A 16,384-nucleotide genomic window follows, 5' to 3' on the forward strand; every position below is an offset into this window, starting at 1 on the left:
CTGGTATTAGCTGAAACTGGCGCTTTTTCGTGCTGAATTAACTGAAATCGGAGCAGAATATTGACAAACGAAGACTTCATCGAAGCATTAAGTAGTGCTGGTATAACTTTAACAACACAGCAGGTTCGGCAATTTGAACGTTATTACGAGTTGCTGGTCGCAACTAATGAACACGTTAACTTAACGGCTATTACTGAAAAAAAAGACGTGTACTTAAAACATTTTTATGATTCTTTAACTGTAGCAATGTATGAACAAAAGTTAAAAAGCTCTGAAAGCACTTTAATTGATATTGGCACAGGCGCAGGTTTTCCGTCATTACCCTTGAAAATAGCCTTTCCAGACTTAAAAATTACAATGGTTGATGCGTTAAAAAAACGAGTTAATTTTTTGCAAGAAGTGGTTGATACGCTCGACTTAACCGGCGTAGAAATCGTTCACGGGCGTGCAGAAGATATAGGACAAAATCCAAAGTACCGGGAAAATTTCGATTATGCAACGGCTCGAGCAGTTGCCCGTACTAGTGTTTTGGCTGAGTATACATTACCTTTTGTTAAGATTGGTGGCAGATTCTTAGTCATGAAGGGATCAGCTGCCCATCAAGAGCTCCTCGATGGTCAAAAAGCATTAGCTATGCTTGGCGGTCAGGTTAACGAAGAGTTTGTATTTACACTACCAAATGGTGATCAGCGTTATATACAGATAGTAGATAAAAAAACAAAAACACCTAAAAAATACCCTAGGCAAGCTGGAACACCAAGCAAAAAGCCAATCTCATAAATAAAGGAGGCACCTAAAATGGCGCAAATAATTGTATTAGCTAATCAAAAAGGTGGTGTGGGTAAAACAACAACCAGTATCAACTTGGGCGCAGCATTGGCACAAGCTGGACAACGTGTGTTACTGGTTGATATTGATGCACAAGGGAATGCTACAAGTGGGTCAGGTGTTGATAAATCTTTGTTAGAGCACGATAGTTATGATGTAATCGTTGAACAAACGCCACTTCACGAAGTAATCGTAGCGACTGATAATTATGACCTAGTCCCAGCTACCATTCAATTGTCCGGTGCTGAGATTGAACTCGCTAAGCAACCGCAACGTGAGTATCGTCTAAAAACGGCACTTGAAACAGTGCGTGATGATTATGACTTCATTTTAATTGATAATCCACCAGCTTTAGGACTAATGACGGTCAATGCATTTACAGCTGCTGATGCCATTCTTATCCCGGTACAGACCGAATTTTATGCTTTAGAAGGTCTAGGACAACTACTAAATACGATTGAACTTGTTCGGCAGCAGTTTAACCCAGATCTTGATGTTGCTGGTATTTTGTTAACAATGTATGATGGACGAACGAACCTCGCCAAGCAAGTGGCCCAAGAAGTGCGTAGTTATTTTGATGATAAGGTTTATGATACAATCATCCCACGTTCGGTACGCCTGAGTGAAGCGCCATCTTATGGACAAGCGATTATTGATTTTGATCCACGGAGCGTGGGTGCACAAATGTACAACAATCTCGCACAGGAGGTTTTGAAACAATATGGTAAGTAAAAAAGGCGGGCTTGGCAAAGGCATGAATTCACTTTTTGGCGCAAATAATGTGTCAAAAGAAGCCGTTGAACATACAAAGGTGGTTACAAAAGAACAAGAAGCAACGGAACAAGTCGTTAAGTTACCATTGAAAGATATCCAACCTAATCCGTTTCAACCGCGGCATCATTTTGATGAAAGCAAGCTAAAGGAATTATCAGCATCTATTACAGAAAATGGTGTTTTGACACCAATTATTGTACGTCAAATTGGTCAAAAATTTGAAATCATTGCTGGTGAACGTCGTGTTCGTGCTTCAAAATTATCTGGTTTGAAATCAATTTCAGCTATTGTACGCCATGTCGATGATGACACGATGGCAGCACTGGCGTTGATCGAAAATTTACAACGTGATGATTTGGACGCTATCGAAGAAGCACAAGCTTTTGACGCACTTATGACACGCTTGCAAATGACACAGGCAGAAGTAGCTGAAAAAGTTGGTAAAGATCGCGCTACCGTTGCTAACTTACTGCGCCTATTGAAATTGCCGGAATCAGTACAAGTACTGATTCAAGATGGTGAGTTATCAATGGGACAGGCGCGAGCATTACTAGGATTAAAAAAGAAGCCGCAAATCGAAAAAGTAGCAGAAACAGTTGTTTTCCGTGGATTGAATGTTCGTCAAGTGGAAAACTTGGTCAGGCAAATGAATGATGGTGTACCCGAACCCAATACGAAAGAAATTTCACCCTTTGCTGTTTCTTTGTCTAACCAATTAGAAGAAAAGTTTGGGACCAAGGTCAAAGTCAACGCGGGCCGTAAGGGAAATGGTAAAATTGAAATTAATTATGTTTCCAATGAGGACTTAAGTCGCATTTTGGCATTGTTAGATATTGAGGTGGACTAATGGCAATAGCACCGGACTATAAACTTCATGATATCGTTGAGATGAAAAAGCCGCACGCTTGTGGCGCCAATTCTTGGGAAATTACACGTGTTGGTGCTGATATTAAGCTGTCATGTACGAATTGCGGTAGAGGCATTATGATGTCGCGTTTTGATTTTAACAAACGAATAAAAAAGATTTTACAAGTAGCAAATCAGAAAGAAGAATAAAATGGCACTAACTGCTGGAATCGTCGGCTTACCAAACGTCGGCAAATCAACACTATTTAATGCAATTACTAAAGCTGGTGCTGAAATGGCAAACTATCCGTTTGCTACGATTGAACCAAATGTTGGCATGGTAGAAGTCCCAGATACTCGCTTGGCGCGTATCCAAGAAGTTGTACCTGCTGATAAAATTATTCCAACCACGTTTGAATTTACCGATATTGCTGGTATTGTCAAAGGCGCTTCTCAGGGAGAAGGTTTAGGGAATAAATTTTTAGAAAACATTCGTCAGGTAAATGCTATTGTGCATGTTGTACGAGCTTTTGATGGGGATGAAATTATTCACGTGAATGGGGTAGTTGACCCGTTAGATGACATTGAAACAATCAATACTGAATTAATTTTGGCTGACTTAGAAGCTGTTGACAAGCGTTATTCTAAAGTTGCACGTGCGGCAAAAGGGAATGATAAAAATGCCAAAGCTGAGTTTGTTGTACTAGAAAAAATCAAACCAGTTCTTGAAGCGGGCAAGTCTGCTCGCACCATTACATTTACTGAAGAAGAGCAAAAAATAGTTAAAGGTTTGTTCTTATTGACAACAAAACCTATTTTATACGTTGCCAATTTGGCTGAAGATGATATGGCAGATCCAATGGGATCAAAGTATTTCAATCAAATTAAAGAGTTTGCTGCCACTGAAGGAGCTGACGTAATTGGCTTGTCTGCTAGCGCAGAAGAAGAAATTGCTCAATTGCCAGAAGAAGAAAAAGCTGAATTCTTAGAAATGGCTGGAGTAGAGGAAGCTGGTTTAAATAAGTTAATTCGAGCAGCCTATCACTTATTAGACTTACGAACGTTTTTCACTGCAGGTGGTAAAGAAACTCGAGCATGGACATTCACTGCGGGATCAAAGGCACCCCAAGCTGCTGGTGTGATACACTCTGACTTTGAAAGAGGATTTATCCGTGCAGAAACAATTGCATTCTCGGATCTTGATGAGTTAGGGTCTGTTAAAGCAGTCAAAGAAGCCGGAAAATTACGTTCAGAAGGTAAGGAATACGTTGTACAGGACGGCGATATTATTGAATTCCGTTTCAACGTGTAAATGGCGCTGATCGCGCTGTACATAATATTTTAGGGAGACATTTTATGTCAGAACAAAAAAGAGAATTGACGAAAAAAAATCAGGATTTTATCTTTCAATTTAAAAAGCTGTTAGCTCAAAACAGTAAATTGACTGGTGAACAAATTGAAGGTATTGTGACTGAGGTTGAAAATAATCTTCTTGAAACCCAAGGGAAAGGGCAGACAGCAGCGCAAATTTATGGTACGCCAACAATGGCTGTTCAGCAGTATCTTGATCCTAAGCGAACGGCCAAGAAACTTTTTGATTATAAATTTAGTACTTTGGCACTCGATACATCTTTAGCCATCTTCATGTTATTTGCTGTGGTATTTGGTTTGACATTGTTCTTTTCCAAAAATGCTAGTAACCAAGGTGCGGGAATCGTTTCCTTGCTTCTTATCGCAGCATTGGGTGGCTCAATCTATACAGGTGTAGTCTTAAAGTTAACACCAAATCCTAAAGCAAAAGACAAACAAGAACCAACGAGTCGTCGATGGGTTTACCTGTTAATGGCTGTTGTGGCTTGGCTTGGAGGATTTTTGATATTAGGTATGTTACCACAGGTAATTAATCCAACCTTACCACCAGTTGTATATATTATTCTTGGTGCCGCAGCATTTGGTGTCTTCCGTTGGAACCGTAAGAAATACGGTTTAACAGGTGGGTTCTTCGCAATCAGTCAATTATCACAGCAAGCACGTTTAGAAGCATCTAAAAAATAGTTACTATTGTTGCAGACATTTAAGAGGATAATATAAATGAAAATTTTAGTAGTTGATGATGACATCGAAATTGCAGAATTACTTGAAATTTACCTAAAAAATGAAGGCTATGAGCCAATTATGGCTGACGATGGTAAAGAAGCACTTTCTAAGTTGAATACAAATCCAGACATTGCTTTAATGATTTTGGATGTTATGATGCCAAACATGAACGGTTTAGATGTTGTAAAAACTGTTCGTAAGGATAGTCGCATTCCTATTTTAATGTTGTCAGCAAAATCTGGTGATATGGACAAAATTCAGGGACTAATTACAGGTGCGGATGACTACGTTACCAAGCCATTTAATCCGCTTGAGGTCATGGCTCGTGTTCGTTCATTATTGCGACGCGCGGAGAATGCTGTTCAAGATCAGACACCAGATGTCTTGGACATTGGCTCGCTAATAATTAATAAAGACAGTCACGAAGTCAAGACTTCTACAGGTGATTTGGTCAACTTAACGGCTTTAGAGTTTGGTATTTTGTATTTATTAGCATCGCATCCTAATCGTGTTTTCTCGGCAGATGATATTTTCGAGCGTGTCTGGCAACAAGAATCTGTTGTTTCTGCAAAAACCGTTATGGTGCACGTTTCACATTTGCGAGATAAAATTGAAGAAGCCACAAATGGCGATCAAGTTATTCAAACAGTTTGGGGCGTTGGTTACAAAATTGAAGTGAATCAATGACAAAAGTAGCATTGATATTAAAGCACAATCGTACTAAAATATATTATTTGGTAGTGACGATATTGTTACTACTTCTTTTTAGTTGGACAATCATGACTGGCTTTGATGCACTAAGACACCGATTTTCCTTTATATCGTTTAATATTTGGAATGTTTTAGAGTTTGTGACTTTTGTTTCAGGAAATATTGGTATTGTGTTTTGGCAGTACTTGAAGTGGCGCCGTGATGAAAGTTTGTATCGTTTGATTAGAGAGATGCGTCAGGTCGCACGTGAAAATTCTGACATGACAATTTCGTGGCGTGCTCCTTATGCGCCAACAACTCAAGCGCTGATTGATGTATCTAATACAATTGCTGAAAACACTCGTCGTATTAGAGAAGAAGAACGTCAGAGTGAACGTTCTAAGGATGAGATGATTACCAATATATCTCATGACTTGCGAACACCACTAACCGCTATTATCGGTTATCTTGGCTTGGTTGAAATGGGACAAGCATTGAGTGAAAAGGATCGAAAAAAGTATATTCACACAGCGTATAGTAAGTCTAATCAAATGAAGGTTCTAGTTGAGGATTTGTTTGAGTACTCACAGACACAGGCACAAGACGCCGCCTTAAATATTACGTCACTCAGTCTAAATGATTTGTTTGGCCAATTACTTGCTGGTTATGAATTAGAAGCACAAGAGAAGAATATTGCATTGAATCAATTAACAAATCCTGAGATGATTGTTATTGAGGCTGACTCTGATAAATTGGCACGCGTCTTAATGAATTTGGTTTCTAATGCGTTTAAATACGGTGATGGAGCTACTTTCATAAAACTTACGGCACAAATTGATGATAAAAATGTTGTTATTCGTGTAACGAATGATGGTGTCAAGATACCAGATGAGGCAATCGGGGATATTTTTGATCGATTTTATCGTGTTGAAAGTTCGAGAAATAGTAAAACAGGTGGCACAGGATTGGGACTTGCCATCGTGAAGGGGATTGTTGTACAGCATCATGGTAGTGTAGCTGTTGAGTCTGATGATGATATGACTTCATTCATTATTACATTACCGTTGAAGCAGACATGAGGGGAATATGTTACAAAATAAAAAGCATCAAGTGAAAAGAATATGGTTTATTATTACTGCATTAGTGGTTGTATTATTGGCTATATTTTTTATGGTTCCTCGTCATGAGCAATCAACGCAATCAACAACCAAGGTGGCAACAGTCGATGATCAGCCGGTTCAATTAAACACCAGTGCAACCTCTGCTTTAGTGGTTGATTTGACTACGGGGCAAATTTTGGGCCAAAAAAATTCTTCAAAACAGGTAGCCATTGCTTCGCAAAGTAAAATGTTGACAGCGTATGGCGTGCTTAAAAGTATTAAGTCAGGAAAAATAAAATGGTCTACGATGGTCCCAATTACTAGTAAGGCAGATTTATCGAAAGAAGACAGCCATTTGTTTTCTCATATCGCGATCAAAGCTGGAGACAAAGTATCAGTTCGTGAACTTTACGATGTCATGTTTGCTAATTCTGCTAACGATGCGGCTTTTGCATTGGGTGAGTTTGTGACTCCTAAAGGGGAAACAACACAACAGGCACTAGAATCATGGGCTAAAGAACTTCATTTGAGCGGTTCACAATGGTACAATTCTGCTGGACAAGTTAATGAGAATGCTTTTGAAAATGAAATCTCTTCGGCCCCTAAAACAGCTTCTAATAAAGCCAGTAATCAGCAACTAGCTATGATTGCACGAGCTATCTTAGAATTGGATCCTTCCCTGCGTCAATTATCAAAAAAATTAACGATTTCTTATCATATGACGCCTAACTTTGTTGTGACAGATAAAACTGATTATTGGCAATTAATGACTGAAACAATGCCAAACCTTAGTAATCCCAACCAGTTAACCATAGAGGGGCTTAAGACGGGATCTTCGCCTGAATCTGGTGCTGGATTCACTGGTTTAATTAAAGACAAAAACGGTCACGAATTCATAACTGTAGTCAATGGTATTGCTAATTACATGGATGAAACAAAGCGTTATCAAGAATCTCTGCGTATTGTTGATCAGGTATTAGCACAAAAACAGCCAAACTATATTAAAGAAAATCAAACAGTTGGCCATTTAAAAACGTTGACGTTTCCAAATACGAAGCAAGAACATATAATTGTTAAGGCTGCACAAACAAGGCATTATTGGACAAACAAGGGTGTAAAATTGGCATTTACACAACCTACTTTTGACTCAAAGTTAGCCAATATAAAAAAGAACCAAACCGTGGGCTATACAACAGCAGCGTTGAATGCTCAATATCTGCCTTATGCTCAAAAAACAGAAAAAAAGATTTCATTAAAATCAACTTCCTCATCAAAACCAGTTAATTGGTTTGTTAAATTTTGGCGTGATAGAACAAAATAATTGTTAAATTGACCATAATTGGTCTTTTTTTATGTCATCAAATACTTCTCGAAAAACTTGCTACAAGACTAGAAAGGTGTTATTATATTGGTATAGACCAAAACGGTATAGACCAATTTGAAAGAGGTTGGATTATGAACATTATTAGAGTAAAAGATGTTGAACAAAGTGCAGAAAAAGCACTCGAAATTTATCAAAATGCTGTGCAACATGGTGCGAAGGTACTGGGTTTGGCAACTGGATCAACACCAATACCCTTATATCAAAAATTGGCAACTAGCCAAATCAATTTTTCTGAATTAGTGTCGATAAACTTGGATGAATATCTTGGCTTGGATGGCGAAGACGAGCAGAGCTATCGTTATTTTATGACTAAACACTTATTTCAATATAAACCATTTAAACATTCCTATGTTCCAGACGGTAAGTCTGAGGATCATGAAGCAGCAATTAAAGCTTATGACAGAATTATTGCTGAGCATCCAATCGATTTACAATTATTGGGCATTGGACGCAATGGACACATTGGTTTTAATGAACCAGGAACATCGTTTGATTCAACTACTCATATTGTGAATCTTACACAATCTACAGTTGCCGCCAACGCTCGTTTCTTTGAGAAGGAGTCGGATGTGCCCACGCAAGCAATTTCTATGGGAATTGCTTCAGTAATGTCTGCAAAGAAAATTTTGCTGATAGCCACTGGAGAAAGCAAAGCAGAAGCAGTGGCAGCTACTATCAATGGTCCAATAACCGAAGATGTACCAGCATCTATTCTTCAAAAACATTCAGACGTTACGATCATTATTGATGAGGCAGCAGCATCAAAGTTGTGATAGAATAAACTTGTAACCGATTTCATAATTTTTAATAGGAGTAAAAAAATGGCACACATTACATTTGACACAAAGAACATTGAGAATTTTGTTGCAGATCATGAACTTGATGAAATGCAACCGCTAATCAAAATGGCGGACGAGCAGCTTCGTAATCGAAGCGGTGCTGGGGCAGAATATTCTGATTGGATTACCTTACCAACAGATTATGATAAAGACGAATTTGCCCGCATTCAAACTGCTGCTCAGAAGATCCAATCTGATTCGAAAGTCTTGGTTGTTATTGGTATTGGTGGCTCATATCTTGGCGCAAAAATGGCTGTTGATTTCTTGAATCCAATGTTTAATAATGAATTGGCTGACAATCAACGTCAAGGTGTTAAAATTTATTTTGCTGGTAATTCAACATCTGCTTCGTATATCAACGATTTGGTACGAGTAATTGGTGATCAAGACTTTTCAGTTAATGTTATTTCAAAGTCTGGGACAACAACAGAACCATCAATTGCTTTCCGCGTGTTCAAACAATTATTGGAAAAGAAGTACGGTGCTGAGGCCGCTAAGCAACGTATTTATGCTACAACTGACGCGAACCGCGGTGCATTACATGATGAAGCAAAAATTTCAGGATACGAGACATTTACAATTCCTGATGGGGTTGGTGGTCGCTTTTCTGTCTTAACGGCGGTCGGTCTTCTACCAATTGCTGCTTCCGGCGCTGACATTGAAGCCTTGATGACAGGTGCTAGAGATGCTCAAGAAGAGTATTCTGATTCAGATATAAAAAATAACGAAGCTTACAAATATGCTGCTGTTCGTCGTATATTGTACGACAAGGGTTATACAACTGAACTATTGATCAACTGGGAACCAACGATGCAATACTTGTCTGAGTGGTGGAAACAGTTGATGGGCGAGTCAGAAGGTAAGAATCAAAAGGGCATTTATCCATCATCTGCAAACTTCTCAACAGATTTGCATTCTTTGGGCCAATATATTCAAGAAGGACGTCGTGATTTATTTGAAACAGTTGTTAAACTAGATAATCCAGTTTCAAATATTGATCTTCCTCATGAAGATGGCAATAATGACGGGTTGCAATACCTTGAGGGCGTTACAATTGATGAAGTAAACACAAAAGCTTCGCAAGGTGTTACATTGGCTCACGTTGATGGCGGGGTACCAAACTTGGCTGTCCACTTGCCAGCACAGGATGCCTATTCATTAGGATATTTGATTTACTTCTTTGAAATCGCTGTTGGTGCATCAGGATACACATTCGGTATTAACCCCTTCAACCAACCAGGTGTTGAAGCTTACAAAACAGCAATGTTTGCCTTATTGGGTAAGCCTGGTTATGAAGAACAAACGAAGGTTTACCGGGCTCGTCTAGGAAAATAAGTTAATTAATCATATTTTATAACAGTATGCTCTTATCTTAAGTTTAAGGTAAGAGTTTTTTATATGAGAAAATAAAAAAGGCCTAGTAGGCCATGATAATATGATGAAAAATTGATTAGTTATTGAAAAAAATTTTGGACAGCATGAAAGGCCATTTCGGTGCCAACAAAATAAAGCGTGTCACCACTTTCAATGACAGCATAAGGTCCAGGCGATACTACAAGTTCTTCATTATGTAAAATAGCGATTATTGTCGCGCCAGTATTTTGCCATATATTCAGATTGCCAATTGATTCGCCAAGTTGCTTAGAAGAATCTGATAAGCTAAATTCATAAGGCGTTAGTGGGTTATGACGCTGTACACGTTGCGTTTGGTCAAATAAAGCCGTTAGGGAGTCAGAAAGACTATTTAAAGACGTTCTTTGGGTCTCAATTAAATCGTTAATCTGATCATGAATTGTTTGAATATTAGTAGTTTCTTGGGCCTGATTTAAAAAATATTTTGCTCTTTCACGTGATAATACTTCAATACCACTACCGTGTATTGGTTTAACAATATCGAGGTCCGATAAAATATTAATAGCCTTTCGGGCAGTTTCGGCTGAAACACCAAATGTTACTGACAAGGTTGACCTAGCGTGAAGCTTGGAACCAACCTTGTACTCATTATTAACGATTTTTTCAGCTATTTGAAAGGCTATTTTTCGGTAACGCGGTTCTCTGATTTTTGACATTTTTATATCCTGCAAGTTCAAAATTTGACACAAGTGACAATCTATGTAAAAATTGAAGTTGTCAATTAAAGAGACAACTTGTTATAAAGTATAGGTTGTCACTATATTTTATACGGAAATTCGAAAAGAAGCAAGGAGGAGATGTGTGTGGTGTCATTAGAAATGATGTGCATGATGTAGTATTTTTATATTACGCGGCACCACCACTTTAGAACATGCCAAAAGTAGAAATTAAGCATCTCACCAAAATATTCGGTAAGCGTCCAAAAGCTGCGATGAAAATGGTGAAGCAAAACAAAAGTAAGAACGAGATCGTTGAGAAGACAGGGAGCACGGTTGGTGTCTATGATATCAACATGTCCATTGAAGAAGGCGAGATTTTTGTCATCATGGGTCTTTCTGGTTCAGGAAAATCAACTTTAATTCGCTTGCTAAACCGTCTGATTGAACCAACTGCGGGTCAATTGTTTATTGACGGTCAAGAAATTACTAAATTGAATAAAAAACAGATGATAGAAATTCGTCGTAAAAAAATGAGTATGGTTTTCCAGAACTTTGCTCTATTTCCACACCGTACTTTGTTAGAAAATACAGAGTATGGTTTAGAAATTCAAGGTGTAGGCAAAGAAGAACGCCGTAAACGAGCAGAACAAGCCTTAGAAAATGCCAAATTGCTATCGTTTAAGGACCAATATCCACACCAATTATCTGGTGGTATGCAACAACGAGTTGGTCTGGCTCGTGCACTAACCAATGATCCTGATATATTATTGATGGATGAAGCTTTTTCAGCATTAGATCCATTAGTACGTGGTGAAATGCAGGATGAGTTGCTAGATTTACAAGCTAACGTTGAAAAAACAATAATCTTTATTACTCATGATTTGAACGAAGCGCTTCGTATTGGTGACCATATTGCCATTATGAAAGATGGTCGTTTACAACAAATTGGTACTGGAGAAGAGATTCTTACGAACCCAGCCAATGATTATGTGAAAACATTCGTGGGTGATGTTGATCGTTCTAAGGTATTGACGGCTGATAGTATTATGATCCCAGCTTTAACATCGAACATTTATGTTGATGGGCCAACTGTTGCTTTGAGAAAAATGACAGCAGAAGAAGTTTCAGGCCTTGTTGCAGTCAATCGTCACCGTCAACTTGAAGGCTATTTGTCATCAGAAGAGGCGGTTCGCGCACGTCGTGAAAAGTTGCCACTTGCAGATGTTCTAACAGAAATGCCAAAGATTAAACCTGACACGCTTATCATGGATATTATGCCTATTATTTACGATGCTCAGACACCTGTGGCTGTTGTAGATGATGATAACCGTTTGAAGGGTGTTGTTATTCGTGGCGCGGTATTGAAGGCGCTTGCTGATACAGAAGGGGAAGATGACAATGAATAATTTAGTAAGTATTCCAAAAATTCCACTTGAAGATTGGGTCAGTTCAGCGGTTTCATGGTTAACTACTAATTTATCCGGATTTTTTGATGCCATTCAATCTGGCGGTCAATACATAATGGATGCTTTAACAAATGGTTTAACTGCTGTACCCATGCCACTAATGATTATTGGTATCACAGTAATTGCCATTGTTACGACACCGAAAAAGATTGGCTTTCCGTTATTCACACTTTTGGGACTTTTGTTAATTGCCAATCAAGGACTTTGGTCTGACTTAATGAATACCGTTACATTGGTAATCATGGCGTCTATTGTTTCGTTGATTATTGGTATACCCCTTGGAATTTTAACAGCAAAGTCACAAAAGACTGCGGTAGTTGTTCAACCAATCTTAGACTTTATGCAGACTATGCCAGGATTTGTTTATTTAATTCCTGCTGTTGCCTTCTTTGGAATCGGTGTGGTTCCTGGTGTGTTTGCTTCGATAATCTTTGCCCTACCGCCGATGGTTCGTATGACTAGTTTAGGTATTCGTCAAGTTCCAGTTGATTTAGTTGAAGCAGCTGATTCATTTGGATCAACTACTTGGCAAAAGTTGTTTAAATTAGAACTTCCTAGTGCAAAAAATACTATTTTAGCAGGCGCTAACCAAACAATCATGTTGGCATTGTCGATGGTTGTCACAGCTTCTATGATTGGTGCACCAGGTCTTGGGCGTGGCGTCTTGTCTGCGGTTCAACACGCTGATGTTGGTTCTGGATTTGTTAACGGGCTTGGATTGGTGATCTTAGCTATTGTTATTGATCGTTTTACACAAAAGTTTAACACCCAACCGGGACAAAAAGCGGTGACAAAGCCATGGCGTCGTTGGACAGTACTTGCGGCTTTGTTGGTTATGATTGGTGGAGGTGTTGTCAACACTTTGACTTCCGATAAAACAACAGGTCAAAAAGTTACTATTGGCTATGTTGAGTGGGATTCAGAAGTTGCCTCTTCGAATGTGCTGGCTGAATCATTACGTCAACATGGATACGATGTCACGTTAACGCCATTAGATAATGCTGTTTTGTGGCAGTCGCTATCTAATAATCAAATTGATATTTCAGTTTCAGCATGGTTGCCAGATACACACAAAGCTTTGTATGGTAAGTACAAAAATGATGTAACATTGCTTGGCCCTAACTTGAAAGGTGTTAAAACTGGTTTAGTTGTTCCTGATTATATGGATGTAAATTCCATTAGTGATTTAACAACCCAAGCAAATAAGACAATCACAGGTATTGAGCCGGGGGCCGGTGAAATGGCCACAGCTGCTAATGCTTTGAAGTCGTATTCAAACTTATCGGGTTGGAACTTATCATCCTCATCTTCTGGTGCTATGGTATCAGCATTGGATAAAGCTTACAAAAATAAGCAAGATGTTGTGGTGACCGGTTGGTCACCACACTGGATGTTTAGTAAGTACCACTTGAAGTTCTTGTCTGATCCAAAAAACGTGTTTGGATCTGGAGAAACCATTAATACGATTGTGAATAAGAAGTTTAAAACTTCTAACCCCAAGGCCTATAAGGTTGCTGATAAATTTAATTGGACGAAAGATGACATGGAATCAGTCATGCTCGATATTCAAAATGGTCAAACACCAAAGCAGGCTGCTGCTAAATGGATTAAGTCACATCAAAAGTTAGTTGATAGTTGGTATAAATAAAAAAATAACGCTAAGCTGAAAATCAGCCTAGCGTTATTTTATTTGTTATTCTGGATTGTCATCCTCTTATCTTGTTCAACGATAAAATGGCACAAGTCTCCGTCATCAATACGTGTAGGATGTTCTTTTAGAAACCGTTTGTATAGGAAAGCAGTACGTGGTTTAAAAATCAATGTATTGGGTGCTACTAAATCATCACTCAGTAATTGATAACTGCGAATCGCATACGTCATAAGTTCATGTTCTCGTTGCCATGATTCTTCGCTTAGTCCGTTTTTTTCGACAAACAAATGTTGACGTTCTGCATATCCCAAAGCTTGTTGAAATCGATTTAAATTGTTAGGATCAATAGAAGAGTCAGGTCCAATGGCAATCATTGTTTGTTTAAAACTAGCTATTGCTTCTGGTGTTGCGTGTTTCGTTAATTCAAAACGTTGAAAGGGAATGCCAGTGCTAGTCTGACGTTCTTCATATTTGTACCATTTGGGATTTGTTAAAAAGTATGGTGTATTGTTCAAATGTGATCCTCCGTTTACTTGTGGCGCAGTCTTGATGCTAGTTGTTTCATAATTGGTTCATCAGAGTAAGATAGAACGTTTCTGGCGTAAATACCTTGACCAAACCATAGTAGTAAGAATAATGTGATAACAGCAATGAGTAATGCACTTATGGCTGCAGGCCATCCCTCAGTATGCGTAACAAGACGTATTGGCATCATACTTTGAGAGGCAAATGGTATATAACTAAGAATGCGAATCAAGAGATTATTCGGCATTTGAGTCATGATAAAGCTAAATACATAGCCAACCATAGCAATCATGGAAATGGGTTGAATAGCCTGCTGAACTTGTGCATTATCATTAATTAGGGAGGCAATCATTGACGTTAGCACTAAGTACAGCGCAACAGAAACAAGAACAAAAATTACTGCATAGATTATAAATGATAATGTCACACCATTTAAGTTAGATGCTAATCCTTTTACAAAACTGTTTTCTTTAAAGAAATTGAAAGTTGTGAATCCGGCGATGACGTAGATTAGCAGATGTGTGGTTACCAGAGCAAAAATACCGATGATCTTTCCAAAATATTGTACGCGTGCAGACGTCGCTGCCAATAGAATTTCCATAATGCGAGATGATTTTTCATTGGCGATTGCATTTGCAATCATTGATGTATACCACATGACTATAATAATAGTGATGATACCAATTGCACTGGCTATTAATTGGTTAGCGCTTTCAGTATTGCCACTATTAGTTGATTGTTTTGCTTGTTTGACAACGCTTTTCAAGTTATAAGGTTGCACTAAATCAGCAGTTTGTTCAGCAGTTAGTCCATATTGAGTAGCTTTTTGGGAACGTGATAAGTTACCTAATATAGCAGTAATCTTTTCTTTTGGAATCTGTTCACTTTTAGGCTGTGTGGTAATTGTGGCTTCATTCTTGTTGACGGTTAACACACCATCTAACTTTTCGTTTTGCAGTGCTGTATTGGCTTTTTTCTCATTGGTTATGTTGGAAACATGGATGTCTAATTCCTTTTCCGATTGAACTAAAATACTGCGGACTTCTTGGTTGCCAACAACAGCAATATTGGGTGTTGTATTGCCTTGCATTTTGGTAATGCCAAATATAACTGCACCAGCTAAAGCAGCGAAAATCAAGGGAGAAATCACAAGCATCCAATAACCGCGTGATTTAAATTGGCTGAGAAAAGTGTCTTTAATAACAATAAAAAGTTGATTAGTCATGAATAGCGACCTCCTGGCGGAAAATGTCATCGAGTGTTGGTGGTTGTTGGCTGAAGGCTGGGATATAGCCATTTTTTGTAACGAGGTCAAACACACGGTGCCCAGCTTCCTCTTCTGACAAAATTAAGTCATAGCCAACACCATGTGGCGTAACTGAGGCGACACCATCAATAGCTTTTAATGCTGCACTTGAAGTGGAGGATTCCACATAGACACGTGTGCGACCAAATTGTTCACGGATATTTTGCACAGGACCTTGGAGAACGATTTTTCCACGTTTTAACATAGTTAGATCGTCAGAAATCTTGGTTACGTTGTTCATGTCGTGACTTGAAAAAATAATCATTGCACCATTATCACGTAAGCGTATGATTTCATCCATCATTAAGCTTGTATTGACAGGATCTAAACCAGAAAAAGGTTCGTCGAGTATGAGTAGACTGGGTTCAAAGATTAATGAAGCGATCATTTGAACTTTTTGTGCGTTTCCTTTGGAAAGTGATTGTACTTTATCACTTACTTTACCAACGACATCAAGGCGTTTCATCCAATCTTTCAATGCAACGCGGGCATCTGAACGTTTCATACCGTGTAATTCTGCAAAGTACAATATTTGTTCTTCAACGGTCCGTTTTTGGTATAAACCACGTTCTTCGGGTAAGAAACCAATACGCTGTTTATCATTTTGGGTAATTTGCTGGTCGTTCCAAGTGATTGTTCCTGATGTTGGTTTAATGAAGTTTAAAAGCATACGGAAGGTGGTCGTTTTACCAGCACCGTTTTGCCCAATGAGTCCCATTACTTTTCCTTCAGTAAGCGTCATATTCATATTAGAGACAGCAATGTTTTGTCCGAACGTCTTGTTAAGATTAGTCAGTTGAATCATA

Annotated in this window: 17 protein-coding genes; 13 read left to right on the forward strand and 4 right to left on the reverse strand. The window is 38.6% G+C overall.

Translation table 11 applies throughout. From position 1 onward, the window contains the following. Window positions 1–60: 60 nt before the first annotated feature. The 11 genes from rsmG to RHP64_RS01740 all read left to right on the forward strand — a co-directional run bounded on the left by rsmG (window position 61) and on the right by RHP64_RS01740 (window position 9,893). Complete coding sequence (gene rsmG, locus RHP64_RS01690; protein WP_011679216.1) at window positions 61–780, forward strand: 16S rRNA (guanine(527)-N(7))-methyltransferase RsmG; 720 nt, start codon at window positions 61–63, stop codon at window positions 778–780. 18 nt (window positions 781–798) lie between these two features. After that, entirely contained in the window at window positions 799–1,560 is a 762-nt protein-coding gene (locus RHP64_RS01695; RefSeq protein WP_004164768.1) for a ParA family protein, read from the forward strand. Further along, window positions 1,550–2,449, forward strand: a complete 900-nt coding sequence (locus tag RHP64_RS01700; protein WP_025267746.1) for a ParB/RepB/Spo0J family partition protein — start codon at window positions 1,550–1,552, stop codon at window positions 2,447–2,449. Before RHP64_RS01695 ends, RHP64_RS01700 begins: the two co-directional genes overlap by 11 nt. Beyond that, complete coding sequence (locus RHP64_RS01705) at window positions 2,449–2,658, forward strand: DUF951 domain-containing protein (RefSeq protein WP_011679217.1); 210 nt, start codon at window positions 2,449–2,451, stop codon at window positions 2,656–2,658. The genes RHP64_RS01700 and RHP64_RS01705 overlap by 1 nt, the downstream gene beginning before the upstream one ends. Before the next feature lies 1 nt (window position 2,659). Continuing rightward, window positions 2,660–3,760, forward strand: a complete 1,101-nt coding sequence (gene ychF, locus RHP64_RS01710) for a redox-regulated ATPase YchF (protein ID WP_011679218.1) — start codon at window positions 2,660–2,662, stop codon at window positions 3,758–3,760. Window positions 3,761–3,804: 44 nt separating this feature from the next. Beyond that, the gene (locus RHP64_RS01715; protein ID WP_004164763.1) at window positions 3,805–4,503 is read left to right on the forward strand and encodes a DUF1129 domain-containing protein; all 699 of its coding nucleotides are present in this window, start codon (window positions 3,805–3,807) and stop codon (window positions 4,501–4,503) included. Between the two features lie 36 nt (window positions 4,504–4,539). After that, window positions 4,540–5,232: a response regulator transcription factor gene (locus RHP64_RS01720; RefSeq protein WP_004164761.1), complete on the forward strand. Its 693-nt coding sequence runs from the start codon at window positions 4,540–4,542 to the stop codon at window positions 5,230–5,232. After that, the gene (locus tag RHP64_RS01725) at window positions 5,229–6,314 is read left to right on the forward strand and encodes a sensor histidine kinase (RefSeq protein ID WP_011679219.1); all 1,086 of its coding nucleotides are present in this window, start codon (window positions 5,229–5,231) and stop codon (window positions 6,312–6,314) included. Before RHP64_RS01720 ends, RHP64_RS01725 begins: the two co-directional genes overlap by 4 nt. Before the next feature lie 7 nt (window positions 6,315–6,321). Then, window positions 6,322–7,656, forward strand: coding sequence for a D-alanyl-D-alanine carboxypeptidase family protein (locus RHP64_RS01730; protein ID WP_025267747.1), 1,335 nt, complete (start codon window positions 6,322–6,324; stop codon window positions 7,654–7,656). 134 nt (window positions 7,657–7,790) lie between these two features. Further along, window positions 7,791–8,492, forward strand: a complete 702-nt coding sequence (nagB, locus tag RHP64_RS01735) for a glucosamine-6-phosphate deaminase (protein ID WP_014324272.1) — start codon at window positions 7,791–7,793, stop codon at window positions 8,490–8,492. Window positions 8,493–8,540: 48 nt separating this feature from the next. Further along, entirely contained in the window at window positions 8,541–9,893 is a 1,353-nt protein-coding gene (locus RHP64_RS01740) for a glucose-6-phosphate isomerase (protein ID WP_011679221.1), read from the forward strand. A 119-nt stretch (window positions 9,894–10,012) separates the two neighbouring features. Here RHP64_RS01740 and RHP64_RS01745 read toward each other — a convergent pair whose 3' ends face one another. Further along, window positions 10,013–10,627 carry a GntR family transcriptional regulator gene (locus RHP64_RS01745; protein ID WP_011679222.1) on the reverse strand — a complete coding sequence of 205 codons (615 nt, stop codon included), beginning with the start codon at window positions 10,625–10,627 and terminating at the stop codon, window positions 10,013–10,015. Window positions 10,628–10,842: 215 nt separating this feature from the next. Between RHP64_RS01745 and RHP64_RS01750 the strand changes: the two genes are divergently transcribed. Continuing rightward, window positions 10,843–12,036, forward strand: a complete 1,194-nt coding sequence (locus RHP64_RS01750; RefSeq protein ID WP_011679223.1) for a quaternary amine ABC transporter ATP-binding protein — start codon at window positions 10,843–10,845, stop codon at window positions 12,034–12,036. Then, a complete protein-coding gene (locus RHP64_RS01755) occupies window positions 12,029–13,744 on the forward strand; it encodes an ABC transporter permease/substrate binding protein (protein ID WP_374708826.1) in 1,716 nt (571 codons plus the stop codon). The genes RHP64_RS01750 and RHP64_RS01755 overlap by 8 nt, the downstream gene beginning before the upstream one ends. A 38-nt stretch (window positions 13,745–13,782) precedes the next feature. Here the strand turns inward: RHP64_RS01755 and RHP64_RS01760 are convergent, their stop codons facing one another. From RHP64_RS01760 to RHP64_RS01770, 3 genes are read right to left on the reverse strand one after another with little or no spacing between them, the layout of a single operon-like run. Next, window positions 13,783–14,262, reverse strand: coding sequence for a hypothetical protein (locus tag RHP64_RS01760; RefSeq protein WP_061514759.1), 480 nt, complete (start codon window positions 14,260–14,262; stop codon window positions 13,783–13,785). Window positions 14,263–14,276: 14 nt separating this feature from the next. Further along, window positions 14,277–15,497 (reverse strand): ABC transporter permease, encoded by a 1,221-nt coding sequence (locus RHP64_RS01765; RefSeq protein ID WP_025267751.1) that lies wholly within the window; start codon window positions 15,495–15,497, stop codon window positions 14,277–14,279. Beyond that, complete coding sequence (locus RHP64_RS01770) at window positions 15,490–16,383, reverse strand: ABC transporter ATP-binding protein (RefSeq protein ID WP_011679226.1); 894 nt, start codon at window positions 16,381–16,383, stop codon at window positions 15,490–15,492. The genes RHP64_RS01765 and RHP64_RS01770 overlap by 8 nt, the downstream gene beginning before the upstream one ends. Window position 16,384 lies beyond the last annotated feature (1 nt).

This window comes from Leuconostoc sp. XM4 (assembly GCF_055698815.1).